The 24899-nt window shown below is 62.7% G+C and carries 17 protein-coding genes; 2 read left to right on the top strand and 15 right to left on the bottom strand.

Annotation, left to right across the window (positions count from 1 at the left end):
- Window positions 1-47: 47 nt before the first annotated feature.
- Window positions 48-1532 (bottom strand): 4-hydroxy-3-polyprenylbenzoate decarboxylase, encoded by a 1485-nt coding sequence (gene ubiD / locus ACWHXP_RS01560; protein ID WP_489634638.1) that lies wholly within the window; start codon window positions 1530-1532, stop codon window positions 48-50.
- Between the two features lie 463 nt (window positions 1533-1995).
- Between ubiD and ACWHXP_RS01555 the strand changes: the two genes are divergently transcribed.
- Complete coding sequence (locus tag ACWHXP_RS01555) at window positions 1996-2994, top strand: transglycosylase SLT domain-containing protein (RefSeq protein WP_489634639.1); 999 nt, start codon at window positions 1996-1998, stop codon at window positions 2992-2994.
- Window positions 2995-3102: 108 nt separating this feature from the next.
- On the opposite strand, the gene ACWHXP_RS01550 is transcribed toward ACWHXP_RS01555, so the two are convergent.
- The 14 genes from ACWHXP_RS01550 to ACWHXP_RS01485 all read right to left on the bottom strand — a co-directional run bounded on the left by ACWHXP_RS01550 (window position 3103) and on the right by ACWHXP_RS01485 (window position 22833).
- The gene (locus tag ACWHXP_RS01550) at window positions 3103-4284 is read right to left on the bottom strand and encodes a pyridoxal phosphate-dependent aminotransferase (RefSeq protein ID WP_034337122.1); all 1182 of its coding nucleotides are present in this window, start codon (window positions 4282-4284) and stop codon (window positions 3103-3105) included.
- Window positions 4285-4380: 96 nt separating this feature from the next.
- Entirely contained in the window at window positions 4381-4851 is a 471-nt protein-coding gene (nusB, locus tag ACWHXP_RS01545; protein WP_034337125.1) for a transcription antitermination factor NusB, read from the bottom strand.
- Between the two features lie 105 nt (window positions 4852-4956).
- Window positions 4957-5442: a 6,7-dimethyl-8-ribityllumazine synthase gene (ribH, locus tag ACWHXP_RS01540; protein WP_006465461.1), complete on the bottom strand. Its 486-nt coding sequence runs from the start codon at window positions 5440-5442 to the stop codon at window positions 4957-4959.
- Window positions 5443-5499: 57 nt separating this feature from the next.
- The gene (ribBA, locus tag ACWHXP_RS01535) at window positions 5500-6621 is read right to left on the bottom strand and encodes a bifunctional 3,4-dihydroxy-2-butanone-4-phosphate synthase/GTP cyclohydrolase II (RefSeq protein ID WP_489634640.1); all 1122 of its coding nucleotides are present in this window, start codon (window positions 6619-6621) and stop codon (window positions 5500-5502) included.
- 93 nt (window positions 6622-6714) lie between these two features.
- Window positions 6715-7695, bottom strand: coding sequence for a tRNA dihydrouridine(20/20a) synthase DusA (gene dusA / locus ACWHXP_RS01530; protein WP_489635885.1), 981 nt, complete (start codon window positions 7693-7695; stop codon window positions 6715-6717).
- Between the two features lie 650 nt (window positions 7696-8345).
- Window positions 8346-10187 carry a translational GTPase TypA gene (gene typA, locus ACWHXP_RS01525; protein ID WP_008331395.1) on the bottom strand — a complete coding sequence of 614 codons (1842 nt, stop codon included), beginning with the start codon at window positions 10185-10187 and terminating at the stop codon, window positions 8346-8348.
- A gap of 155 nt (window positions 10188-10342) precedes the next feature.
- A complete protein-coding gene (gene truB / locus ACWHXP_RS01520) occupies window positions 10343-11347 on the bottom strand; it encodes a tRNA pseudouridine(55) synthase TruB (protein ID WP_310160003.1) in 1005 nt (334 codons plus the stop codon).
- 99 nt (window positions 11348-11446) lie between these two features.
- Window positions 11447-11839, bottom strand: a complete 393-nt coding sequence (rbfA, locus tag ACWHXP_RS01515) for a 30S ribosome-binding factor RbfA (RefSeq protein ID WP_006464329.1) — start codon at window positions 11837-11839, stop codon at window positions 11447-11449.
- Between the two features lie 109 nt (window positions 11840-11948).
- Entirely contained in the window at window positions 11949-14828 is a 2880-nt protein-coding gene (gene infB / locus ACWHXP_RS01510; RefSeq protein ID WP_489634641.1) for a translation initiation factor IF-2, read from the bottom strand.
- A gap of 52 nt (window positions 14829-14880) precedes the next feature.
- On the bottom strand, window positions 14881-16440 hold the full coding sequence (gene nusA / locus ACWHXP_RS01505; RefSeq protein ID WP_088756291.1) for a transcription termination factor NusA: 1560 nt from the start codon (window positions 16438-16440) through the stop codon (window positions 14881-14883).
- Window positions 16437-16931, bottom strand: coding sequence for a ribosome maturation factor RimP (rimP, locus tag ACWHXP_RS01500; RefSeq protein ID WP_034334451.1), 495 nt, complete (start codon window positions 16929-16931; stop codon window positions 16437-16439). The genes nusA and rimP overlap by 4 nt, the downstream gene beginning before the upstream one ends.
- A 385-nt stretch (window positions 16932-17316) precedes the next feature.
- Window positions 17317-19326, bottom strand: coding sequence for a 23S rRNA pseudouridine(2605) synthase RluB (gene rluB / locus ACWHXP_RS01495; RefSeq protein ID WP_489634642.1), 2010 nt, complete (start codon window positions 19324-19326; stop codon window positions 17317-17319).
- Window positions 19313-20332, bottom strand: coding sequence for an SMC-Scp complex subunit ScpB (scpB, locus tag ACWHXP_RS01490; protein ID WP_489634643.1), 1020 nt, complete (start codon window positions 20330-20332; stop codon window positions 19313-19315). The genes rluB and scpB overlap by 14 nt, the downstream gene beginning before the upstream one ends.
- Before the next feature lie 407 nt (window positions 20333-20739).
- A complete protein-coding gene (locus ACWHXP_RS01485) occupies window positions 20740-22833 on the bottom strand; it encodes a putative bifunctional diguanylate cyclase/phosphodiesterase (protein ID WP_199900304.1) in 2094 nt (697 codons plus the stop codon).
- Window positions 22834-23241: 408 nt separating this feature from the next.
- Between ACWHXP_RS01485 and ACWHXP_RS01480 the strand changes: the two genes are divergently transcribed.
- Window positions 23242-24837: an FMN-binding glutamate synthase family protein gene (locus ACWHXP_RS01480; RefSeq protein ID WP_489623637.1), complete on the top strand. Its 1596-nt coding sequence runs from the start codon at window positions 23242-23244 to the stop codon at window positions 24835-24837.
- Window positions 24838-24899 lie beyond the last annotated feature (62 nt).

The following is a 24899-nucleotide window of genomic DNA, read 5'->3' as shown; positions in this document are numbered from 1 at the left end:
TTCACTTCGGCGATGGGCGCATCCAACGGCGTGTGCACCCTGCCCGCTCAGATACCCAGGTCCTGCCAGATGGCATCGACACGTTTCTTCACATCGTCGCTCATCACGATGGGTGTACCCCATTCCCGGCTGGTTTCACCCGGCCACTTGTTGGTGGCATCGATGCCCATCTTGCTGCCCAGGCCGCTGATGGGCGAGGCGAAGTCCAGGTAATCGATGGGGGTGTTGTCCACCATGACGGTATCGCGCACCGGGTCCACGCGGGTGGTGATGGCCCAGATCACTTCCTTCCAGTCGCGGATATCGACATCCTCATCGACCACCACGATGAACTTGGTGTACATGAACTGGCGCAGGAAACTCCACACCCCGAACATCACCCGCTTGGCGTGGCCGGCGTAAGATTTCTTCATCTGCACCACGGCCATGCGATAGCTGCATCCCTCCGGCGGCAGGTAGAAATCGGTGATTTCGGAGAACTGCTTCTGCAGCAGCGGGACGAAAACTTCATTCAACGCCACACCCAGCACGGCCGGCTCATCGGGCGGTTTGCCGGTATAGGTGGAGTGATAGATGGCATCGCGCCGCATGGTGATGCGGTCGATGGTGAAGACCGGGAACCAGTCCTGCTCATTGTAGTAACCGGTGTGATCGCCATACGGACCTTCAAGCGCATGCTCGAATCCCGACGCGTGTTTTTCATCCGGATAGATATGCCCTTCCAGCACGATCTCGGCCGAGGCCGGCACGCGCAAATCGCTGCCCATGGCCTTGACCAGCTCGGTGCGGCTGCCGCGCAGCAGGCCGGCGAACTGGTATTCGGAGAGGCTGTCCGGCACCGGCGTGACTGCACCTAATATAGTGGCGGGATCGGCACCCAAGGCCACGGCGATCGGATAGGGCTTGCCGGGGTTGGCAATGCAGTGCTCACGGAAGTCCAGCGCACCGCCGCGATGGGCCAGCCAGCGCATGATGACCTTGTTCGGCCCCAACACCTGCTGGCGATAGATGCCCAGGTTCTGGCGCTTCTTGTTCGGGCCCTTGGTGATGACCAGGCCCCAGGTGATGAGCGGCGCGATGTCGCCCGGCCAGCAGTGCTGGATCGGCAGGCGCGACAGATCCACCTCCTTGCCTTCCCACACCACATCCTGGCAGGGGGCCGAGCCGCGCTCCTTGGGGGCCATGTCCCACAGCGACTTCACCAGCCCGCCCAGATCCAGCACATCCTTGATGCCCTTGGGCGGCTCAGGCTCCTTCAGGCGCGCCAGCAGATGGCCGATGCGGCGCAGTTCGCTGATGCTGTCGGCCCCCATTCCCAGGGCCACACGATGCGGTGTACCGAAAAGATTCGCTAACACCGGGATATTTTTCTTGTCGACCTGCTCAAAAAGGAGCGCCGGACCTTCCGCACGGAGGGTGCGGTCGGCGATTTCGGTCATCTCAAGATGCGACGACACCGGGTGCGAGACACGCTTGAGCTCACCTTTTTGTTGCAACTGAGAAATAAAATCGCGTAAATCAGTGTATTTCATACTTTTTAACAAATTTCTTTTTGCATCACAGCCGGCTCAAGTAACCCCGGCAAACGCTTGATTCTATTGATTTTTGAAGGAAGGCCACGCGCAATATGATACACAAAAGTTATAAAGAACTATTTTCATAGTATTGACTCGATATAAAGTGGCTTCTACAATGCGCCCACTCTAAACCGAAGAGGTGAGCCGTGGGCTCGTAGAGGCTTGATCGAAAACAGTCGAGCCAAGCAAGGTATCCAGGGATCCGGGGTCCCAGCAACTCAAGAAGTGTGTCCAGGGCGTCAGCCCTACCCCCCGAAACATGCCATCCGACGGCAGGGCCAGCAGGCCTCGCGGATGGCCTTGCCGTAACGCCTTGCGACGGTAACGTAATAGATTGCAGCGACGACAGTTCAGCCGTTTGGTCTTCACTTCTTGGCCAGGCGCGCCCTGTTTTTGCCGCAATAACGCAGGAGGTTCAATGTCCAACCAAGCTTCCGAGGCGCCTTTAGCGGGCACCTCGCAGATGGTTCGCCGCGTGGATTTCCGGAATCTCTCCGGGAACCCGCGCATTGCCCAATTTTTCGGCATCGCCCATCGTCTGCTGACGATTCTGGGTATGGCCGCGCTGTTCGTACTGGGCCTGATGTTCTTCAACCCCGACCTGGCCGACAAGCTGATCAGCATGTCGCCCTTCTCGGATGCTGCTGAAGAGGTCGCGGAAGCCGACGCTCCCGCCGCTCCGGCGCTGGCTGACCTGATGGCACCCACCGCACCGGTCGCTACCGTGAGCGCCCTGGCGGGCGCAGCAGCTGCCAGCTCGGTGCAGCAGGCTACGGCACCCGCACCCGCCCAGGCCCTGTCGCCTGAGGAACGCCAGTTGATCGGCAATCCGCGCCAGCAGAAGCTGGTGACCAACTGGCTGGCCAAGCGCTATCGCGTAGCAAGCGATGCTGCTGACATGCTGGTGTCGGCGGCTTACCTGACGGCGCGCGACATCAAGCTCGATCCGCTGCTGATCCTGTCGGTGATCGCCATCGAATCGCGCTTCAATCCCTTCGCCGAAAGCCCGATGGGTGCGCAGGGCCTGATGCAGGTGATGTCCAAGGTGCACCACGACAAATTCCAGGAACTGGGCGGCATCAAGGCGGCCCTCAATCCGGTGGCCAACATCCGTGTCGGTTCGCAGATCCTGAAGGAATATGTCACCCGTGGCGGTTCGGTGGAAGCCGGCCTGAAGAGCTACGTGGGTGCGGCTGACATGGCCAATGATGGCGGCTATGGCATCAAGGTGCTGTCCGAATACCAGAACCTGAAGCAAGTGGCGATGGGCAAGAACGTCTCCATCTACACCACGGCCACCGTCAAGCTGCCGCCGGCCTCGGGTGTGTCGGCCAGCGCCGATCAGCCGAAGCCAACGGCCAACAACGTAGCCTCGGCGGCCAAGCCCAAGACGGAAGAACAACTCGCTGCCCTGTAATATTGTTTGTGCAGTTTGGCGTGTTGCGATGTGAATATTACCGGTATTCAGAACGCATGAAAAAAGGAGCCCTCGGGCTCCTTTTTTTGCGTCTTCTCGTTCCGTGCTTCAGGCCGCCTTGCGACGTCCGTCGAAGAACACACGCAGACGCGCTACGGCTTCCTGCAGCTTTTCCATCGACGTCGCATAAGACAGGCGGATGTAGCGGCGCGCCGTGAAGGGCCCGAAATCCAGCCCTGGCACCAGCACCACGCCGGCCTCGTTGAGCATGTCCAGGCTGAGCTGGTCGGCATCGTCGGACAGCGCGCTGCAATCAGCATAAACATAGAAGGCACCGTCGGGAACGACCGGTACCGTGAAGCCCAGGCTTTCCAGCGCCGGCACGATGTAGTCGCGGCGGCGCTTGAACTCGGCCTTGCGTTCTTCGTAGATGGCCAGGGTCTCGGGCGTAAAGCAGGCCACGGCGGCATGCTGGGCAATCGAGGATGCACAGATCAGCAGGTTCTGCGCCAGCTTCTCGACCTGCGGCACCAGGGCCGGCGGCAGCACCAGCCAACCCAGGCGCCAGCCGGTCATGTTGAAATACTTGGAGAAGCTGTTGATGACCACCACGTCCTCGCCCAGCGACAGCGCCGAGAACGGCGCACCTTCATAGGACAAGCCCTGGTAGATCTCATCGACGATGGTAAAGCCGCCGCGCTGGCGTACTTCGCCCAGGATTGCGCGCAACTCATCAGGTTCGATGGACGTGCCGGTGGGATTGGAAGGCGAAGCCAGCAGCACGCCGCGCGTCTTGTCACCCCAGTGCTCGCGCACCATCTGCGCCGACAGCTGGAAGCGATGTTCCGGCCCGCTGGCGATGAGCTTGGCGCGTCCCTCGAAGGCCGCCACGAAATGGCGGTTGCAGGGATAGCTGGGGTCGGGCATCAGTACTTCGCTGTCGCGCTCCACCAGCGCGGCACAGGCCAGCAACAGCGCGGCCGAGGCCCCGGCGGTGATGACGATGCGTTCCGGCGCGATCTCCAGGCCGTAGACGCTGCGATAGTGCTGCGAGATGGCCGTACGCAGGGCCGGCAGGCCGGTGGCCGAGGTGTACTGCATCTTGCCTTCGGCCATGGCGCGGGTAGCGGCCTCGACCACGGCGGGCGGCGCGGTGAAATCGGGCTCGCCGATGCCCATGTGGATCAGGTCACGTCCCTGCTGGGCCAGGATATCGGCCTTCTTGGACAATTCCATCACATGGAAGGGAGCGATGTGCTGCAAACGTGAAGCAAGCTGGTTCAGGTTCATGCGCTAATTCCAGACAACATGGGCAAAAAAAGACAAGACGGCGACCGCCTCTGCTGTGCCGTCCGAAAAACGAGCAAAGCGCCGGCACGGAGCCGGTCAGCGGCGACCGGCCGCTTCCACTTCGGTGGCGCGTGCCTGGGCCGCGAAACGGTCCAGCACGCCGTTGACGTACTTGTGACCATCGATGCCGCCGAAGGACTTGGTCAGTTCAACGGCTTCGTTGATGACCACCTTGTAGGGGATCTCGATGTGGTTCTGCAGCTCGTAAGCACCGATCAGCAGCGCGGCGTGTTCCACCGGCGACAGCTCCTTGATGGGACGGTCGATCAGTGGCTCCAGCGCTGCACGCAGCTTTTCGGCGTCACGGATGGCGCCGGTGAGCAGGGTATCGAAGTGCTCGGCGTCGGCCTTGTCGAAACCGTGGGCTTCGCGGATGTGGGCTTCGATGGCACCCGCGTCCTCGTGGTTGAGCAGCCACTGGTACAAGCCCTGCAACGCGAACTCGCGCGCGCGATGGCGCGGGGTGCGGTTCTTGTTCGAATTGGCGTGTGGAGTTTTGTTCGACATGATGAATGCGGCCTGAGCCTTGGATAACTGAAACAAATGAATGCGAGTGCCGGCGCGGGCCGGCGGGGGCGGCAGCGGGATGTGCATCCCGCCACTGCCCGTGAATTATTCTTCTTCGGTGGCCTGGCCGAGTTCTTCCAGCACGATGGACAGGTTGGCCATCTCCACCGCCACGCGGGCCGCGTCAGCGCCCTTCTCGGCCATGCGGACTTCGGCTTGCTCGTCGTTCTCGGTGGTCAGCACGGCGTTGGCGATGGGCAGGCCGAAATCCAGTCCGATGCGGGTGATGCCGGCACCGGATTCGTTGGAGACCAGCTCGAAGTGATAGGTCTCGCCACGGATGACGGCACCCAGGGCGATCAGGGCGTCGAACTGTTCGGTCTCGGCCATCTTCTGCAGCGCCAGGGGGATTTCCAGGGCACCCGGCACGGTCACGTGCAGGATGTCCTCGTCGGCCACGCCGAGGTGCTTCAGCTCAGCCAGGCAGGCGGCCAGCAGGCCGTGGCAGACGTCTTCGTTGAAGCGCGCCTGGACGATACCGATGCGCAAGCTCTCGCCATTGAAGTCTGGTTCATAGGTTCCGATGGTCATGGCTGTTCCTTCTTGATAGGTTGACTTGCGTAATTCTTGATAGCCGGAGCCGTGCGCTCACGCACCTTCGCGTGCCTGGTAACCGGTCACTTCCAGCTGGAAGCCGGTCATCGACGGCATCTTGCGCGGGCTGGCCAGCAGCTTCATCTTGCACACGCCGAGATCCCTCAGGATCTGCGCGCCGATACCATAGGTGCGCAGGTCCATCCGGTCCGCGCGGCTGGGCTTGGCAGCCTCGGGCGTGCCGACCTTGTTGAGTGCGCCGAACTGGTCGAACATCTGCTGCGCCGATTCTTCGCAGTTGAGCAGCACGATCACGCCGGACTCGGCTTCCTGCACCGCCTTCATGGCGGCGGTCAGGTTCCACGAGTGAGTGGTCACGCCGGCTTCGAGCAGGTCCAGGATGGAGACCGGCTGGTGCACGCGCACCAGGGTTTCGCGGCCGGGCTGGATGTCGCCACGCACCAGCGCCAGGTGCGCACCGCCCGAGGGGGTGTCGCGGTAGGCGATGGCCTTGAAGCTGCCGTGGGCAGTCTGCATCTCGCGCTCGGCCACGCGCTCGATGATGCTTTCGTTGCGGCTGCGGTAATGGATCAGGTCGGCGATGGTACCGATCTTCAGTTTGTGTTTTTCGGCGAACTCCAGCAGGTCCGGCAGGCGCGCCATGGTGCCGTCATCCTTCAGGATCTCGCAGATCACGGAAGCAGGCGTCAGGCCGGCCATGGCAGTGAGGTCGCAACCGGCTTCGGTGTGGCCGGCGCGCATCAGCACCCCGCCCTTTTGTGCGCGCAGCGGGAAGATGTGGCCCGGCTGCACCAGATCCGACGGCTTGGCGCCCTTGGAGGCGGCTACCTGGATCGTGCGCGCGCGGTCGGCGGCGGAGATGCCGGTAGTCACGCCTTCCGCAGCCTCGATGGAGACGGTGAAATTGGTGCCGTAGGGCGTGCCGTTGCGGGTGGCCATCAGCGGCAGGTCGAGCTGGTCCACGTGCTCTTCGGTCAGCGTCAGGCAGACCAGGCCACGCGCATGCGTGACCATGAAATTGATGGCTTCGGGCGTGACGAAGTCGGTGGCCAGCACCAGGTCCCCTTCGTTTTCGCGGTCTTCTTCATCGACCAGAATCACCATGCGGCCGGCACGGAGTTCGGCGACGATTTCTTCGGTTGTAGCAAGTGGCATGTTCGCGCTCTTTTCCCAATTGGAACCCGCTATTTTAAAGGATTGCGGGCCTCTTCCGCTGGCCAATTACGCCAATCCGGCGATTCAGGCCATTCAGGCGATTTGTGCCGCCTGGGCCGCCTGCGTGCGTTGCAGCGCTTCCAGCAACAGAGCCGGGTCGCCCAAGGCCAGGCGCTTGGAATCCGACAAGGTCTGGCGAAAAGCGCGCGCACCAGGCATGCCGGTCAGCAGGCCCAGCATGTGACGGGTGATGCTGTTCAAGCGCAGGCCGCGGCCATTGTCGCCGTGCAATTCCAGCTGGCGCTTGATGTAGGGCAACATGGCCTCGATCACCTCGGCCCGGCTGGGCTGGCGGCCGCCGTCCAGATCACCGTAATAGCGGGCATCGAAGGACGCCATCAGATAGGGGTTGTGATACGCCTCGCGGCCCAGCATGACGCCGTCCACATGCTTCAAATGCTCATCGATCTCGGGCAGGGTCTTGATACCGCCGTTGATGAGGATTTCCAGCTCCGGGAAATCCTGCTTCAGCTGATAGGCGTAGTGATACTTCAGCGGCGGGATCTCGCGATTTTCCTTGGGACTCAGGCCCTTGAGGATGGCATTGCGGGCATGCACGATGAAGGTCTTGCAGCCGGCCTCAGCAATCTGGCCGACGAAATCGCGCACGAACTCATAGGATTGCACGTCATCGATGCCGATGCGGTGCTTCACGGTCACGTCGATGGAGACCGCATCCTTCATGGCTTTGACGCAATCGGCCACCAGCGTGGGCTCGCCCATCAGACAGGCGCCGAAAGCCCCCTTCTGGACGCGCTCGGACGGGCAGCCGCAGTTCAGGTTGATCTCGTCATAGCCCCATTGCTCACCCAGTTTGGCGCTGTGCGCCAGGTCGGACGGCTCGCTGCCGCCCAGCTGCAGGGCGACCGGATGTTCCTGCTCGTCGAAATCCAGATGGCGCGGCACATCCCCATGCAGCAGCGCACCGGTGGTGACCATCTCGGTATACAGCCAGGTGTGGCGGGTGATCTGGCGATGGAAGACGCGGCAGTGGCGGTCGGTCCAGTCCATCATGGGAGCGACCGACAGCGTACGCGGAGGCAGGGCTTTCTTCATAAAAAGACGAAATGCTTCATTCAAGGTTCTGGGATGCGCACCGGAAAGCGGATGGCAGGTGGCTATGCGGCGCAGGAGACGAAGGAAGGTTCACATCCCCCTCCTGGCGCCCGGGATCAGCCGCAGCGGCAAATAGAAAGCCCGCAAGGCTTGCGCATTGCGGGCTGGTGTCCCCTCTATCCTCTTCGAGATAGGATTTTTCGTACAACGGACACGATTCTGCACCACAATCCGGCAGCCGTCATTTCGCAATGCACAAAAACAGCGCATCGCAAACGATCTTGGACAAACGTTCATCTCACACACCGGTGAACGGAAGCAAACAGCTTCATTTTCCCCCGCCCGGCAGGCCTGACACCCACAGCAGCAAGCCTTCGCGCCGAAAGGCAAAAAAAAAGCCCACAACCGAAGTTGCGGGCTTGAATCCAATTCTTTAGGAGGAAATTGGAGGAGACAGGTGTAACTATATGGCAGTGCATCATGGCTGTCTGCTTTTTTATGCTGATATCAGTTATTCACCAACCAGATATCACCACCAGCCCAGCCTGCCATTTCCCGTTCCCCACTGCAGGCAGCCCATCCAGCGACTGCCCTTCCATACTAACGAATCAAATGGATTCTTCGCGCGACGCCTTCTTGCGCTCGTGTTCCTTCAGGTGACGCTTGCGCAGGCGGATGCTCTTCGGGGTCACTTCGACCAGTTCGTCGTCTTCGATGAATTCCACCGCGTATTCCAGCGACAGTTCGATCGGCGGCACCAGGCGCACCGCTTCATCGGTACCGGAAGCGCGCACGTTGGTCAGCTGCTTGCCCTTGATCGGGTTCACGACCAGGTCGTTGTCACGCGAGTGGATACCGATGATCATGCCTTCATACACCGGGTCGTTGTGGCTGACGAACATGCGGCCGCGATCCTGCAGCTTCCACAGTGCGTAGGCCACGGCAGCGCCGTCGTCCTGGGAGATCAGCACGCCGTTGCGACGGCCGGCCAGTTCACCCTTGGTCGTGTCGACCGGCTTGTAGTCGTCGAAGACGTGGCTCATCAGGCCGGTGCCGCGGGTCAGGGTCATGAATTCCCCCTGGAAGCCGATCAGGCCACGCGCCGGGATGTGGTATTCCAGGCGCACACGGCCCTTGCCGTCCGGCTCCATGTTCTGCAGGTCGCCACGGCGGCGGCCCAGTTCTTCCATGACGCCGCCCTGGTGGGTTTCTTCGACATCGACGGTCAGGTTTTCGTACGGCTCTTCGCGCACGCCGTCGACCATGCGGAACACCACGCGCGGACGCGAGACAGCCAGCTCGAAGCCTTCACGGCGCATGTTTTCGATCAGGATGGTCAGGTGCAATTCGCCACGGCCCGACACTTCGTAGGTCGAGTCGTCGTTTTCGGCCTGTACCACGCGCAGCGCCATGTTGGACTTCAGTTCCTTTTCCAGGCGGTCGCGGATCTGGCGGGTGGTGACGAACTTGCCTTCGCGGCCAGCCAGCGGCGAGGTGTTGACCATGAAGTTCATGGTCAGGGTCGGTTCATCCACCTTCAGCATCGGCAGGCCGTTGGGGGCATCCGGCGCGCAGATGGTGGAGCCGATGCCGATTTCTTCGATACCGTTGATCAGGACGATGTCGCCAGCCAGGGCTTCATCGACCAGCACGCGCTCCAGGCCCTTGAAGGTCAGCACCTGGTTGATGCGGGCCTTGGTGGGCTTATCTTCCGGACCATTCATCCACACCACGTCCTGACCGCCCTTGACGCGGCCAGCCAGGATGCGGCCCACGCCGATCTTGCCGACGTAGGAAGAGTATTCCAGCGAGGTGATCTGCAGTTGCAGCGGCGCGTCCGGGTCATCCTTGCGGGCCGGGACGTACTTCAGGATGGCGTCGAACAGCGGCTCCATGTTGCCTTCGCGCGTTTCCGGATCCAGGCTGGCGTAGCCGTTCAGGCCTGAGGCGTAGATCACGGGGAAGTCCAGCTGCTCTTCGGTGGCGCCCAGCTTGTCGAACAGTTCGAAAGTGGCGTTGATGGCCCACTCGGCGCGTGCGCCCGGACGGTCGATCTTGTTCAGGACGACGATGGGCTTCAGGCCCAGGGCCAGTGCCTTGCGGGTCACGAAGCGGGTCTGCGGCATCGGGCCTTCCTGCGCATCCACCAGCAGCAGCACCGAGTCCACCATCGACAGCACGCGCTCGACCTCACCGCCGAAGTCGGCGTGGCCCGGGGTGTCGACGATGTTGATGTGGGTGCCCTTGTATTCCACCGCGCAGTTCTTCGACAGGATGGTGATGCCGCGTTCCTTTTCGATGTCGTTGGAGTCCATCACGCGGTTGTCCACTTGCTGGTTGTCGCGGAAGGTGCCGGACTGACGCAGCAGCTGGTCCACCAGGGTGGTCTTGCCGTGGTCAACGTGGGCGATGATGGCGATGTTGCGAATTGCGCGGATATTGTTTGACATGGTGAATGTGGTTGGGAATGCCGAATCTCGGGAGGCGCGCATTATAGCATGTTGCGACGCATGAACTTTGGAAAAACCTGTGTTATCAACGGCTTGCCGAGCCTTGCGGGCTACCCCGCAAGGCTCGGCTGAGAGCCGTTTGACGCTATCTGTCCTCAGGCGGTGGACACCAGCCTTTCGGGGGCCAGGATGGCGTATTCCTGCAACAGTCCGGTGCCCAGCAAGGCGGCGTCCGAACTGCGATAGACGCGGACGCGGCCGGTCTGCTCCGGCACCGCCACGCCTTCCTTGCCCAGCGGCAAGCGCTGGCCGTGCAGGAAGCGGCGCGCCAGTTCATCGCTGAGCTGCACCGCCGGGAAGCTGCGCAAGAGGCCGTCCACCGGCAGCAGCAAGGCCTTGCGGGCCTCCAGCTCAGCGGCGGCGTCGAAGGTCTCCAGCGTGACTGCGCCATCGAGCGTGAGAGCGCCGACTCCAGTGCGTCTCAGGGCATTGAGGTGCGCCCCACAGCCCAGTACTTCGCCAATATCTTCACCCAGCACGCGGATATATGTCCCTTTGCTGCAAGTGACGCGGATGCGCAGCATGGGGGCTTGATAGTCCAGCAGTTCCAGGGCGTGGATGGTGACGTTACGGGCTTCGCGCTCCAGCGTGATGCCGGCGCGCGCATATTCGTACAAGGGCTTGCCGTCGCGCTTCAAGGCCGAGTGCATGGGCGGCACCTGGCTGATGGGGCCACGGAACTGCGCCAGCGCCGCTTCGATCTGCGACAAGCTGACCTCAACGGCGCGCTCGCTGATGACCTGGCCTTCGGTGTCGCCGGTATCGGTGCGCACGCCCAGGTGGACCAGGGCCTCGTAAGTCTTGTCGGCTTCCAGCAAGTCCTGCGAGAACTTGGTGGCTTCGCCGAAGCACAGCGGCAACAGGCCGGTGGCGAACGGATCCAGGGTGCCGGTGTGTCCCGCCTTGGGCGCATTGAGCATGCGCTTGGCGCGGATCAGGGCGTCGTTGGAGGACAAGCCGACCGGCTTGTCCAGCAACAGCACGCCATGCACCGGCACGCGCGGCGCACGCGGCGTGCGCGCCTGCTGGCCACGCTTGGCGCGCGGCTGCGGCGGTTCAGGGGAAGCGGAACCAATGTCCGCCGTCGTATCGTCGGCCATGAAATGCAAGACCGGCCCACGCCCCGCTGAAGGGAAACGCAGACCGGCGTGAAAAGTGTGAAGAAAACTGCAATGCAAAGGGAAAAGAACCGCCCGTCATCAAGCCTCGTCGTCCGAATCCTTGGCGCGGGTGGCGTTGGCTTCGTCGATCAGGCGCGACATTTCAATGCCGCGTGCGGTCGAGTTGTCGTGCACGAAATGCAGTTCCGGCAGGGTGTGGATGGTCAGCCTGCGGCCCAGCTGGGTACGAAGGTAACCGCCCGCCTTGCGCAGGCCGGCCAGGGTGTTCTTGATCGCGTCCGGGTTGTCCACCAGCGTGGTGAAGAAGACCTTGGCGTGCGCGTAGTCCGGGGTGACCTGCACTTCGGTAATGGTGATCATGCCCACCCGCGGATCCTTCAGCTCGAAGGCGATCAACTCCGACAGGTCCCGCTGGATCTGGTCGGCGACGCGCAAGCCGCGTCCGGGAATGGATTTGCTGTGTTTTGCCATGCTTTAAAAAAACAATCCGCCGAGGGCGTGGCGGGAGGATTCCCGCGTTGCTGCGACGGATCTTGCCAGTGAAGCCGGCGCATCGCGAACGATACGCCGGCGTATTGCATTACAGGGTACGGGCGACTTCCTGGACTTCGAAGATTTCGAGCTGATCGCCCACTTCGATGTCGTTGTAGCCCTTGAGCGAGAGACCGCACTCGAAGCCCGACTTGACTTCCTTGACGTCGTCCTTGAAGCGCTTGAGCGAATCCAGTTCGCCGGTCCACACCACCACGTTGTTGCGCAGCAGGCGCACTTGCGAGCCACGCTTGACCAGGCCTTCGAGCACGTAGCAGCCGGCGATCGAGCCGACCTTGCTGACCACGAACACCTGGCGGATTTCCACCAGGCCCAGCGCCTGTTCGCGCTTTTCCGGGGACAGCATGCCCGACATCGCGGCCTTCACCTCGTCCACCGCATCATAGATGATGTTGTAGTAACGGATGTCCACGCCAGCGGCTTCGGCCAGCTTGCGCGCCGAGGCATCGGCACGGGTGTTGAAGCCGATGATGACAGCCTTCGAAGCGACGGCCAGGTTGACGTCGTTTTCGCTGATGCCACCCACTGCAGCGTGCACCACCTGGACGCGCACTTCGGCGGTCGACAGTTTCTGCAGCGACTGCACCAGGGCTTCCTGGGAACCTTGCACGTCGGTCTTGATGATCATCGGCAGGTTCTTGACCTCGCCTTCGGTCATCTGGTCGAACATGTTTTCCAGCTTGGCGGCCTGTTGCTTGGCCAGCTTCACGTCGCGGAACTTGCCCTGGCGGAACAGGCCGATTTCGCGCGCCTTGCGCTCGTCGGTCATGACCACCACTTCTTCACCGGCGGAGGGCACTTCGGTCAGGCCCTGGATTTCCACCGGCAGGGACGGGCCTGCCTCGGCGATGTTCTTGCCGTTTTCGTCCAGCATCGCACGCACACGGCCGTAGGCCGAACCGGCCAGCACGACGTCGCCGCGCTTCAAGGTACCGGACTGCACCAGGATCGTTGCCACCGGGCCGCGGCCCTTGTCCAGCTTGGCTTCGATCACCAGGCCACGGGCCGGCACATCGACCGGTGCCTTCAGTTCCAGCACTTCGGCTTGCAGCAGGACGTTTTCCAGCAGCGAGTCGATGCCTTCGCCGGTCTTGGCGGAGACGGGGATGAACGGGGCATCGCCACCGTATTCTTCCGGCACCACTTCTTCGGCGATCAGTTCCTGCTTGACGCGGTCGGGATTGGCACCCGGCTTGTCGATCTTGTTGATGGCCACCACCAGCGGTACACCGCCGGCCTTGGCGTGGGCAATCGCTTCCTTGGTCTGGGGCATGACGCCGTCGTCGGCGGCCACCACCAGAATCACGATGTCGGTGGCCTTGGCACCACGGGCACGCATGGCGGTAAACGCCTCGTGACCCGGGGTATCCAGGAAGGTGATCATGCCGCGCGGGGTTTCCACGTGGTAGGCACCGATGTGCTGGGTAATGCCGCCAGCTTCACCCGAGGCCACCTTGGTGCGGCGGATGTAGTCCAGCAGCGAGGTCTTGCCGTGGTCGACGTGACCCATGACGGTGACCACCGGTGCGCGCGGGGTGGCTTCGGCGTCGGCGTGTTCTTCGCCTTCGACCAGCAGCGCTTCCGGATCGTCCAGCTTGGCGGCATGGGCGCGGTGGCCCATTTCTTCCACCACGATCATCGCGGTTTCCTGATCCAGCACCTGGTTGATGGTGACCATCTGGCCCAGCTTCATCAGGTGCTTGATGACTTCGGAGGCCTTGACCGCCATCTTGTGGGCCACTTCGGCCACGGTGATGGTTTCGGGCACGTAGACATCGTGCACCACCGCTTCGGTGGGCACCTGGAAGTTGCTTTCACGCTGGTCATCGCCATGCGAGTGACGACGGCCCTTGGGGCCGGCACGCCAGCCGTCACGGCCGCCGCCACCGGTGGCGCCACGCGACTTCATGCCGCCGGCACCACGCTTCTTGGCATCATCCTGCCAAGTGGAGGAGACATTGGCCGACTTGATCGACTTCTTGTCTGCGGCCACGGCGGGCTTCTTGTCATCCTTCTTTTCACCCGGCTTGGCCGCGGTGGCCGGCTTGTGCAGCGTGCCTTCCGAGGTCTTGGCCGGGGCCGGTGCAGGTTCCGGTGCCTTGATGACGCGACGCGGCGCATTCATCATGGCCTTGATCTGGGCCACTTCGTCTTCCACGGCCTTGCGCGCACGGTCAGCGGCGGCGGCACGGTCAGCGGCTTCCTTGGCGGCAGCTTCTGCCTTTTTCTTCGCTTCTTCAGCAGCAGCGCGCTTCTTTTCTTCCGCAGCCGGATCCACGGCGGGGGCCTGTGCGGCAGCCGCAGCGGGCGCCTTCGCGCTGGCCGCAGCAGCAGCCTTGGCCTTCTCGGCTTCGGCCGCCGCAGCGGCGGCTTCAGCAGCCTGGCGCTTGGCTTCGGCTTCGGCTTCTTCGCGGGCACGTTGCTGTTCCAGCTCGGCAGCCTTGGCCTGGGCGGCGCGTTCGGCCTCCAGCTGGGCCAGACGTTCTTGCTGGGCCTTCAGTTCAGCCTGACGGCGAGCCTCTTCCTGCTCACGTTCCTGCGCTTCGATGGCCGGGTCGCGCTGAGGGGCCGCAGCACGCGCTGCGGACTCGTCGGCACCGGGCTCGTCACGCTTGATGAAGGTGCGCTTCTTGCGCACTTCCACCTGGATCGTGCGCGATTTGCCGGTTGCATCGGCCTGCTTGATCTCGGTGGTTTCCTTGCGGGTCAGCGTGATCTTCTTCTTCTCGCCTTCCGGCGCGGCTCCGCGCGAACGGCGCAGGTGTTCAAGCAGGCGGTCCTTGTCTTCTTTCGACAGGGAGTCGGATGCAGAGCTCTTCTCGACACCGGCCGAACGCAGCTGGGTCAGCAGCAGGTCAGCGGGCATCTTAAGCTCGGTGGCAAATTGGGCAACGTTGTTACTCGCCATTCAGTCCTCTTTTCTATGTGGCTCGGCAGATGATGTGGAGACGCTCCGCTTCTCAGCGGCCTTCGACTGCGCTCCATGCCTTGGCCTGCAGGGCCTTGGCGCGCTCATCGTATTTGGAATCGATGAGCTTCATTTCATCGTCGGTCACATCTTCAAATGCATTTTCAATCAGTTGGCGCGCGCGCTCGGAAGGCAGCGCCAGGATCGCGCCGAATTCGTCATAAGCCAGGCCGGCGAAGGCCGGCAGCGTCTTCACGCCTGCCAGGCCCAGCTTGCCGGCCAGCACACGGTCCAGGCCTTCGAAGTTGATCAGCTCCTCTTCCATGCCTTCCAGGCCTTCTTCGGAGGCGATCGCTTCGGTCACCAGGGCGTCGCGGGCGCGGTTGCGCAGCTCATTGACGGTCTCTTCGTCGAACGATTCGATCTCGAGCATCTCGGTGATCGGCACGTAGGCGATTTCTTCCAGGGTCGAGAAACCTTCCTCGACCAGGATGTCGGCCACTTCCTGGTCAACATCGAGCTTTTCCATGAACAGCGTACGGATCAGCGCGGTCTCGGCCGCCGACTTGTCGGCCGATTCCTCGGCCGTCATGATATTGATCTGCCAGCGGGTCAGCTCGGCTGCCAGACGCACGTTCTGGCCGCCGCGGCCGATGGCGATGGCGAGGTTTTCTTCATCCACCACCACATCCATGGCGTGTTTTTCTTCATCGACCACGATGGAGGTCACATTGGCCGGGGCCAGCGCGCCGATGACGAACTGCGCCGGGTCTTCCGACCACAGCACGATGTCCACGCGCTCGCCGCCCAGTTCGCCGGTCACGGCCTGCACGCGCGAACCGCGCATGCCCACGCAGGTACCGATGGGGTCGATGCGCTTGTCGGCGGTGTAGACCGCGATCTTGGCGCGCACGCCCGGGTCACGGGCAGCCGACTTGATTTCCAGCGAGCCTTGTTCGATTTCCGGCACTTCCAGCTCGAACAGCTTCATGATGAATTCCGGCGCGGTACGCGACAGGATCACCTGCGGGCCACGGGCACCGCGGTCCACGCGCAGGATGTAGGCACGCACGCGGTCGCCGATACGCAGGTTTTCCTTGGGGATCATCTGGTCGCGCGGCAGGCGGGCTTCGATCTTGCCGGATTCGATGATGGCATCACCGCGCTCCATGCGCTTGATGGTGCCGGTCACCAGAGCATCGCCACGGGCCAGGAAGTCAGCCAGGATCTGTTCGCGCTCGGCGTCGCGGATGCGCTGCAGGACGACCTGCTTGGTGTCTTGCGCGAAACGGCGGCCGAATTCGACTGACTCGATCGGATCTTCGATGTATTCGTCGACTTCGATATCGGGGAATTGATCCTTGGCTTCGAACAGCAGCACTTCCTGGTCAGGCAATTGCAGACCCGCTTCGTCGGGCACCACGTGCCAGCGGCGGAAGGATTCGAACTCGCCGCTTTCGCGATCGATCGAGACGCGAATGTCGACCTCGCCTTCATAGCGCTTCTTGGTAGCCTGCGCAAGCGCATGCTCCAGTGCGCCGAAGACGACTTCCTTATCGACGTTCTTTTCGCGCGCCAGCGCATCGACCAACAACAAAATTTCGCGACTCATCCTTTGCGACTCCTAAAATCGACCTGCGGCACCAGGTGTGCCTTATCCACATCGGCCAGCGTGAAATTCAACACGGCAGCCGACCCATCGTTTGCTTCAAATTCCAATACCAGTTCCTCGCCTTCCGGCTCGCGCAGCACGCCTTCATAGGTCTTGCGGTTGGACGTGCCGGGCAGCGGCACGCGCAACTTGACGACGGCTTCGCAATCCACGAAACGCACGAAGTCAGTGAACTTCTTCAGGGGGCGGTCCAGCCCGGGCGAGGAGACTTCCAGGCGTTCATACAGCACGTTTTCCACGGTGAAGACGTGTAGCAACTGATGCGTCGCCTTCTCGCAATCCTCGACAGTGATCGAACGCGCTTCTTCTGCTTCAGGGTCGAACGGGAAATCGATGAAGACGCGCACCAGACCGCGCGGCGCCTTCTCGAACTCAACCAGTTCGTAGCCCAGGCCCGCGAGGGTGGATTCGATCAGTTCCAGCAATTGCAAGACTATTTCTCCATCAGGATGCCGCCTGGCCAGCGAGGGCAGGCGGACATCTAAAATTGATCAGCAAAAAAAAAATGGGCATCTGCCCATCTTTTGTTATCCCACGCAACGCGAGATCACACATCACGCGAACCACCGCACTTCCATCCATCATGGCGCAGGCGGATCTATCAATGATTTATCACATATGCGATTCGCGGCAGGTTGCGTTTAACTAACACATTATAACCGATTCAGCTATTCACAGCAAATCCGGAATGATGTCAATTGCGATCGCAGCGACAAAAACGTTCATAAAAAACGTCATTGATGCATTTCACGCGCCGCTGGCCTTGCGAGGGAGACCTTGCTCATCAGCAGCATTGCTGACAAGCAAGGAAAAGCGTCAGCGACCGCCGCGACGGCGATTCATGCCCGGCAGGCCGCCCAGCATGTAGTTCGCAGCGGTGTTGCCACCGCGTTGCGGGCGATTGCCGCGCCGCTGGTTGCCGGCATCCGGGAAGCCCAGTGCGGTCTGCAGCGGATCCGGCTGGCGGCTCTTGGGCTGGCCACCCTTGTTGCCACCGCCATAGCCACCACCGTTGCCGTAGTTGCCGCCATTACCACCGTTGCCGCCCTGGCGACCCTTCTGCGGGCCCTTGTTCTGCATGGCGTTGCCACGCGGACCATTGTTCTGGGCGCGGCCAGCGTGACCGGCGTTGCCGCTGTTGCCGGACTTGGCTTCCCCGGCCTGCTTTTCCAGGCCACAGGCTGCCATCAGGTTGCGCACGGCGTTTTCTTCCAGCTCTTCCCAGCGACCACGCTTCAAGGTCTGCGGCAGGGTCATGGCACCGTAGCGGGTACGGATCAGGCGCGACACGGTCAGGCCGACCGCTTCAAACATGCGGCGCACTTCACGGTTGCGGCCTTCGCCGATGGTCACGCGATACCACTTGTTCACACCTTCGCCACCGCCATCGGCGATGCGCGAGAACTGGGCCGGGCCGTCATCGAGCTCCACGCCCGACAGCAGCTTCTGGCGCATGCCTTCTTCCAGCTCGCCCAGGGTACGCACGGCGTATTCACGCTCGATGTTGTAGCGCGGGTGCATCAGGCGGTTGGCCAGGTCACCGGAGGTGGTGAACAGCAGCAGGCCTTCGGTATTGAAGTCCAGGCGGCCCACGGCCAGCCACTTGCCGGCCTTCATGGTCGGCAGGCGGTCGAACACCGAGCTGCGGCCTTCCGGGTCGGCATGGCTGACGATCTCGCCCGAAGGCTTGTGATAGACCAGCACGCGCGGCGGGCGCTTGCTCACCTTGCGCTGGATCAGCTTGCCGTTGATGCGCACGGCATCGGTAGGCAGGATGCGCTGACCGATGTGGGCCGGCTCGCCGTTGACCGAAACGCGGCCAGCGACGATCAGCTCTTCCATGTCGCGGCGCGAACCCAGGCCGGCGTCAGCCAGCACCTTGTGCAGCTTGGGGGCGTCGTCCTCGGCGGTCAGGTCGCGGCGGCCGTTCTTGCCGCGCATCTGGTGCGGCTGGCGGCCACCGGCCTTGGCGCCTTCGTCACGGTCATACGCCTCGGAGGTCACGTAGGAGAAGATGTCATCGACCGGCTCGGCCGAGCGCAGACCCAGTTGCGGGGCCTTGGGCTTCTTGCCGTTCTTCTCGAAATTCTTTTTGCCTTGCTGCCCGGGCTGGCCATTGTTCTTGCCGAACTGGCCGCGCGGCTGGCGCTCAACGGCGGCAACAGAAGCGGCATCGCCCTCGTGCTTGCCATGTGCAGGGGCAGCATCACCGCCTCCGGCCGCAGCGCGCTGGGCAGCGCGGTTGTTGCGCAGGGCGCGCGGACCGCGCACGCCACGGCGGGCGGGCTTGGCGCGATTCGGATCAACGGGCGCATCCAGCAGGACCGGCGGCGCAACCACTTCTTCACCAACGGTGACAATGACCTTGGGCAGCTCAGGTGCAGCCGGTGCAGGCGCAGCCGCCTCGGGTGCTGCAGCCTTGGGCTTGGCAGCGCGCTTGGGCTTGGCCGGAGCGGCGGGTGCGGGCTCCATGGCCAGGCTCATCTGGGCGGGTGCCTCGGCGGCCGGGGCGTCGGCCGCCACGTCAGCCTTCTTGGCACGCGGCTTGGTGGCGCGCGGCTTCTTTTCGGGAGCGGGTGCGGACTCGGCGACGGCGACGGCCGGGGCCGGCGCAGCTTCATCGGCGGCAGCCTTCTTGGCTCGCGGCGCACGCTTCTTCGGCGCAGCCTCGTCAGCGGCCGCTTGCGGCGCGGCTGCGACTGCCTCGGCCAGTGCGGCGCTGGCCGCAGGCTTGCGGGTACGCTTTTTCACCGGCTTGTCGGATGCGGCGGCATCGGCCGCGGCCAGGTCGACCTGGGTCTCGTCTTTGGAACTAGTTGGCTTCATTCTTCGAATCTGGATGTGGCGGACGCGCGTCATCTTCCCGCTGATCGGCCCGCTCGGTGGTGTCGTTGTGCTCGCCTGCCGCTTCGCCGGCGGCTTCGGTGGCGTCCGTGCCAGTTACGGCAACGTCTTGTTCAAAAGGTTCTTGCGCTTCTGGGGAAGCGTCTTCACTGCCTGCAGCACGCTCTTCCCCGGCGGCGGCTGCTTCGATATCGGTCTGCTGGAGCTCCTCTGCGGCGAGCTCTCCAGCCGCGGGCATTTCAAGGTCGTCAGCAGGATCATCCTGTGCCGGCGCTTCTGCCTCGGCGGCTTCAGTTATTTCATTTGTTTCAGTTGCTTCGACAGTGGCAGCGGAATCAAGCGCTTCGGCCGCGCCTGCGTCCTCGCCCTCTTCCTGCTCCGCTTCGGCCAGGGCCGCCACGCCGCCTTCCAGCGCCTGCAATTCCAGCAGCGCGCCCTGGGCGGCAGCTTCGCCGCTGACCTGCTGCAGCGGCGGCAATTCTTCCAGCGAACTCAAGCCCAGGTCATCCAGGAACTTGCGGGTCGTGGCAAACAGCGCCGGCCGGCCCGGTACGTCGCGATGGCCGATCGATTCGATCCAGCCCCGGTCTTCCAGCATGCGAATGGTCTGGGTATTGACCGCCACACCGCGAATCTCCTCGATGTCACCGCGCGTGACCGGCTGGCGGTAGGCGATGATGGCCAGCGTTTCCAGCGTGGCCCGGGTGTATTTCGGCGGCTTTTCCGGATTCAGGCGCTCCAGGTAGACCTTCATCTCCTTGCGGCTCTGGAAGCGCCAGCCGGTCGACAGGCTGACCACTTCCACCCCCTTGTCGGCCCATTCGGTGCGCAGTTCATCGAGCATCTGCCGGATCATCTCGGCATTGATGTCGCTGCTCTCTTCGCTCTCGGGATCGACGTACAGCTTCTTCAGATCATTGATCGACAGGGGCTCATGCGTGCAAAGCAATGCAGTTTCGAGGACTTTCTTGGCCTCAGCAATATTCATGTACCACTCTTGTGCGTCTTGTTGTTAACAAAGTTCGGCTTGCAGCTGGTCTCCGGCGCTACGGCTGCAGCCAGTCCGGCCTGCAGCGAAAGCTGAAACGGGCCAGATACGGCAAGTCTTGCGCAGTGCTGGATGCGGCGGCGCTGCCTTCCGGTGTTTGGAGATTGAATGAGCTGGAATCTAAGACCCGGGCAAATCGGCGTCGCGGAGGACTCGCGCTTTCGCAAAGCCGTCATGTCGCGGGGTTGCGGACGGCCGACCTGCACCTTTTCAACTACCGGCCTTGCGTCATGGAGCCTTTGTTGGCCGCACAGGCTGCGGCGGTCGGGGCGCAAGGCATCAAAAGTACTGCGCGGAGTGTAGCACAAAGATTTGCGGGGATGCAGCCTGTTGCAGCCTGCGGACAATTATTTGCATGCCTGACCACTTTGCGCCTGCCGGCTCATCCAGGCGGTGAAATCCTCTACCGCCATGGGCTTGCCGAAGAAATAACCCTGCACTTCGTCACATGCATTTTCCTTCAGGAAAGCATGTTGCTGCTCATCCTCCACGCCCTCGGCAATGACACGCAAGTTCAGGATATGGGCCAGCGAGATGACGGCTTTGACGATGGCCGCACTGTCGGCATCGCGCGCAATGTCGCGCACGAAGGACTTGTCGATCTTCAGGGCATCCACCGGGAAGCGGCGCAGGTACGAGAGGCTGGAATAGCCGGTCCCGAAGTCATCGACAGAAATCTGCAGACCCAGGCGCTTCAGGGCGTGCAGGGTAGCCACGCTCTTCTCGGCATCCTTCATGACCACGTTCTCGGTGATTTCCAGCTCCAGGCAGGAGGCCGCCAGGCCGCTCTGCTCCAGCACGCCGGAAACGAATTCCGGCAGGCTCTGGTTCAGCTGCCGTGGCGACAGGTTCACCGCCACAGGGATAGGCGGCAATCCGGCCTCTTGCCAGCGCTTGTTCTGGTGGCAGGCGGTACGCAGCACCCATTCTCCGATCGGCACGATCAGGCCGGCTTCTTCGGCGAAGGGGATGAAGCGGTCGGGCGGCACCATGCCCTGCTCCGGCGACTGCCAGCGGATCAGCGCCTCGGCACCGATCACGCTGCCATCTTTCAAACTCAGCTTGGGCTGGTAATAGAGCTTGAATTCTTCCTGATCCAGCGCGCGGCGCAGATTGATGAGCATCTCCAGGCGATTGCTGACCTGGGTGTCCATCCACGGCGCGAAGAACTGGAAATTGTTGCGCCCCTGCTCCTTGGCCCGGTACATGGCCGAATCGGCTTGTTTCAGCAAGGTCTCGACATCCTTGCCATCGACCGGATAGCGGCTCACCCCGATGCTGGCCGTGACCTGAAACTCGCGGTCGCCCGCCTGCCAGGGCCGTGCCACGGCGGCCAGGATGCGCTGCATCACTTCGGCGATGCCCAGCTCGCCACCGGTCTGGTTCTGCAGCACCAGCACGAATTCGTCGCCCCCCTGGCGCGCCACCATGTCGGTATCCCGCAGGCAGGCTTGCAGACGCTGCGCCACGGTCTTGAGCAATTCGTCGCCGACCTGATGACCCAGGCTGTCATTGATGAACTTGAACTGGTCAAGATCCACGAATACCACCGCCGTCAGTCCACCCTTCTGCCGCGCCACCTGAATGGCGCGCTGCAGGTGCTCATGCAGCATGTTGCGATTGGGCAATCCGGTGAGTGCATCGTGGGTGGCCTGATGGCGCATTTCGGCTTCATAAAGCTTGCGCTCGGTGATGGCCTCCACGGTACCCTCGTAACAGACCAGCGCGCCGCTGTCGTCATAGACGGCGCGGGCGTTCTCGGAGATCCAGATGATGTCGCCGTCGCGCCGGTACACGCGAGACTCAAAATTGGAGACCGAGCCATGCTGCTCCATCAGGCGCATGAATTCCGTACGGCGCTCCGGTTCGACATACAGCTGGTGGCTGATGTCGCGCAGGCCGACGATCAGGTCTTCCGGCGAGTGATAGCCGTAGATGCGCGCCAGCGCCGGGTTGACCGCGATGTAGGTGCCATCGGGCGTGGTCTGGAACACGCCTTCGATGGCGTTCTCGAAGATGCTGCGATAACGGCGCTCGGCCTCCTGCAGCGCCTGGGCCGCTTCCTTGCGCTCGGTCACGTCCTGCAGGAAGCCTTCCATCGCCTCCACCTTGCCGGCCGCGTTGTACAGCCCGACGCCACGCTCCCACACCCAGCGCAGGCTGCCATCGGCGTGAACGATGCGGTATTCGATGTCGATGCGACGCCGCTCGCGCATGCAGGTGTCGATATGGCTGCGCACCAACGCGCGGTCTTCCGGATGGGTCAGTTGCAGGAAGGAGATGCGGCTGTTGAGCAACAGGTCCTCGGGGGCATAGCCGGTCAAGGCATGACAGCCTTCGCTGACGAATTCCAGCGTCCAGTGGGCATCATCGCGGCAGCGGTAGACCATGCCGTCGAGATTGGCCAGCAGCGTCTCCAGCAGGCGCGGCGGGCGCGCCATGGCCAGCACCGCCTGGCTCTGCGCGGCATCCTGGCGGCACAGCGCCCGCGCCGCAGGGCGCGAAGAGGAGGAAGAGGCCGCCGATGCGCCTCGTGAAGCAACTGTTTTCATAACGACATCGTGTCTCCGGCCTCGGACAAGCAGGCGCGCTGTGATAGTGGAGTTCATTGATGCACAGAGCAGCGTTCCCCACGCTGCCTGGCAGGAAGATACGTCAAAGCAATAAGGATGCCACTGCGCAAGCAGCGGGCTTGCCGGGCAGTATCGCGGCCAGTCCCGCCATATCGGCAGGAAAAACCCTTCACTTCGTCGCGCACGACTGTTGAGCCCGGGCGGTAGAATCCTTGCAAACCCGACCATGGCCTTCGGCCGGTGCCGGTTTCATCCTGACAACTAGCGGACTCTTCTATGTGGGCAAATCGGTATTTCGTGTTCTGGGCGGTGATCGCGCTGACCCTGGCCTTGGTGGTCCTGGCGGCGACCCTTGGTATCGGCTGGGGGTGGCCGCTCATTCCCCTGGTCTTGAGCGTGGTCGGCGTCCACGATCTGGTGCAGCGGCGGCACGCCGTGTTGCGCAACTATCCGCTGATCGGCCACTTCCGCTTCATGTTCGAGGCCATCCGGCCGGAACTGCGCCAGTACTTCTTTGAAGACGAAATGGATGGCCGCCCCTTCTCCCGCAAGAAGCGCAGCGTCGTCTACCAGCGTGCCAAGGCCGATGTCGACAGCCGCCCCTTCGGCACCGAGCTGGACATGCAGCAGGCCGGCCATGAATGGATAGGCCATTCGCTCTCCCCGACCAAGATCGCCAGCCACGATTTCCGCGTGATGGTCGGTGGCGACCGGGCACAGCCGTATTCGATGTCGGTCTTCAACGTCTCGGCCATGAGCTTCGGCTCGCTCTCGGCCAATGCCATCCGCGCCCTCAACCAGGGGGCGAAAAAAGGCAATTTTGCCCACGACACCGGCGAGGGTTCGGTCTCGGAATACCACCGCGAATTCGGCGGCGACCTGGTGTGGCAGATCGCCTCCGGTTACTTCGGCTGCCGCAACGCGGACGGCAGCTTCAATGAAGAAAAATTCACGGCCCAGGCGCAGTCGCCACAGATCAAGATGATCGAGGTGAAGTTGTCGCAAGGCGCCAAGCCCGGGCACGGCGGCGTGCTTCCGGCGGCCAAGATCACGCCGGAGATTGCCGCCACGCGCGGCATCCCGATGGGGGTCGATTGCATCTCTCCGGCCGTGCACTCGTCCTTCTCCACACCGGTCGGGCTGCTGGAATTCATCGAGAAGCTGCGCGGCCTCTCCGGCGGCAAGCCGGTCGGCATCAAGCTGTGCGTGGGCCATCCCTGGGAATTCTTCAGCATCGCCAAGGCCATGCTCAAGACCGGCATCGTGCCGGACTTCATCACGGTGGATGGCTCCGAAGGCGGCACCGGCGCGGCCCCGCTGGAATTCGTCGACCACGTGGGCATGCCGCTGCAGGAAGGCCTGGTGATGGTGCACAACACGCTTACCGGCATCGGCCTGCGCGACAAGGTCAGGATCGGTGCCAGCGGCAAGATCATCACCGCCTTCGACGTGGCGCGCACGCTGGCGCTGGGCGCGGACTGGTGCAATTCGGCGCGCGGCTTCATGTTTGCGCTGGGCTGCATCCAGTCGCAGAGCTGCCATACCGACCGCTGCCCCACGGGCGTGGCCACCCAGAACGCCCAGCGCGCCCGCGCCCTGGTGGTACCGGACAAGGCCGAGCGCGTCTACCGCTTCCACCAGAGCACCCTGCATGCGCTGCAGGAGCTGGTACAGGCGGCCGGGCTGCCGCATACGTCGGCGCTGCGCCCGCATCACATCGTGCGGCGCATCAACGACCACGAGATTCAGCTCATGTCCAACGTGCTGAAATATCTGCAGCCCAACGATTTACTGGAAGGCAATTACCGCTATCGGGTCTATGAAAAGTTCTGGCCGATTGCACGTGCCGAGAGCTTCCATCCGGAGCTGTAACGACAACTTCATTAATCGAAAGACAACAAAAAACCCGCAGTTCATCCGAGCTGCGGGTTTTT

This window comes from Herbaspirillum sp. Her2 (assembly GCF_057961375.1).
This window is presented reverse-complemented; position numbering and strand designations above follow the sequence as displayed.

Bases quoted from the DNA above. Each gene is read 5' to 3' on its own strand.
- ACWHXP_RS01550 (WP_034337122.1), bottom strand. From the start codon at position 4,284: ATGAACCTGAACCAGCTTGCTTCACGTTTGCAGCACATCGCTCCCTTC.
- ACWHXP_RS01480 (WP_489623637.1), top strand. From the start codon at position 23,242: ATGTGGGCAAATCGGTATTTCGTGTTCTGGGCGGTGATCGCGCTGACC.
- ACWHXP_RS01555 (WP_489634639.1), top strand. From the start codon at position 1,996: ATGTCCAACCAAGCTTCCGAGGCGCCTTTAGCGGGCACCTCGCAGATG.
- typA (WP_008331395.1), bottom strand. From the start codon at position 10,187: ATGTCAAACAATATCCGCGCAATTCGCAACATCGCCATCATCGCCCAC.
- rbfA (WP_006464329.1), bottom strand. From the start codon at position 11,839: ATGGCAAAACACAGCAAATCCATTCCCGGACGCGGCTTGCGCGTCGCC.
- ribH (WP_006465461.1), bottom strand. From the start codon at position 5,442: ATGACCATCGGAACCTATGAACCAGACTTCAATGGCGAGAGCTTGCGC.
- ACWHXP_RS01485 (WP_199900304.1), bottom strand. From the start codon at position 22,833: ATGGCGCGCCCGCCGCGCCTGCTGGAGACGCTGCTGGCCAATCTCGAC.
- rluB (WP_489634642.1), bottom strand. From the start codon at position 19,326: ATGAAGCCAACTAGTTCCAAAGACGAGACCCAGGTCGACCTGGCCGCG.
- ribBA (WP_489634640.1), bottom strand. From the start codon at position 6,621: ATGCCACTTGCTACAACCGAAGAAATCGTCGCCGAACTCCGTGCCGGC.
- ubiD (WP_489634638.1), bottom strand. From the start codon at position 1,532: ATGAAATACACTGATTTACGCGATTTTATTTCTCAGTTGCAACAAAAA.
- nusB (WP_034337125.1), bottom strand. From the start codon at position 4,851: ATGTCGAACAAAACTCCACACGCCAATTCGAACAAGAACCGCACCCCG.
- truB (WP_310160003.1), bottom strand. From the start codon at position 11,347: ATGGCCGACGATACGACGGCGGACATTGGTTCCGCTTCCCCTGAACCG.
- nusA (WP_088756291.1), bottom strand. From the start codon at position 16,440: ATGAGTCGCGAAATTTTGTTGTTGGTCGATGCGCTGGCGCGCGAAAAG.
- scpB (WP_489634643.1), bottom strand. From the start codon at position 20,332: ATGAATATTGCTGAGGCCAAGAAAGTCCTCGAAACTGCATTGCTTTGC.
- dusA (WP_489635885.1), bottom strand. From the start codon at position 7,695: ATGATGGACTGGACCGACCGCCACTGCCGCGTCTTCCATCGCCAGATC.
- infB (WP_489634641.1), bottom strand. From the start codon at position 14,828: ATGGCGAGTAACAACGTTGCCCAATTTGCCACCGAGCTTAAGATGCCC.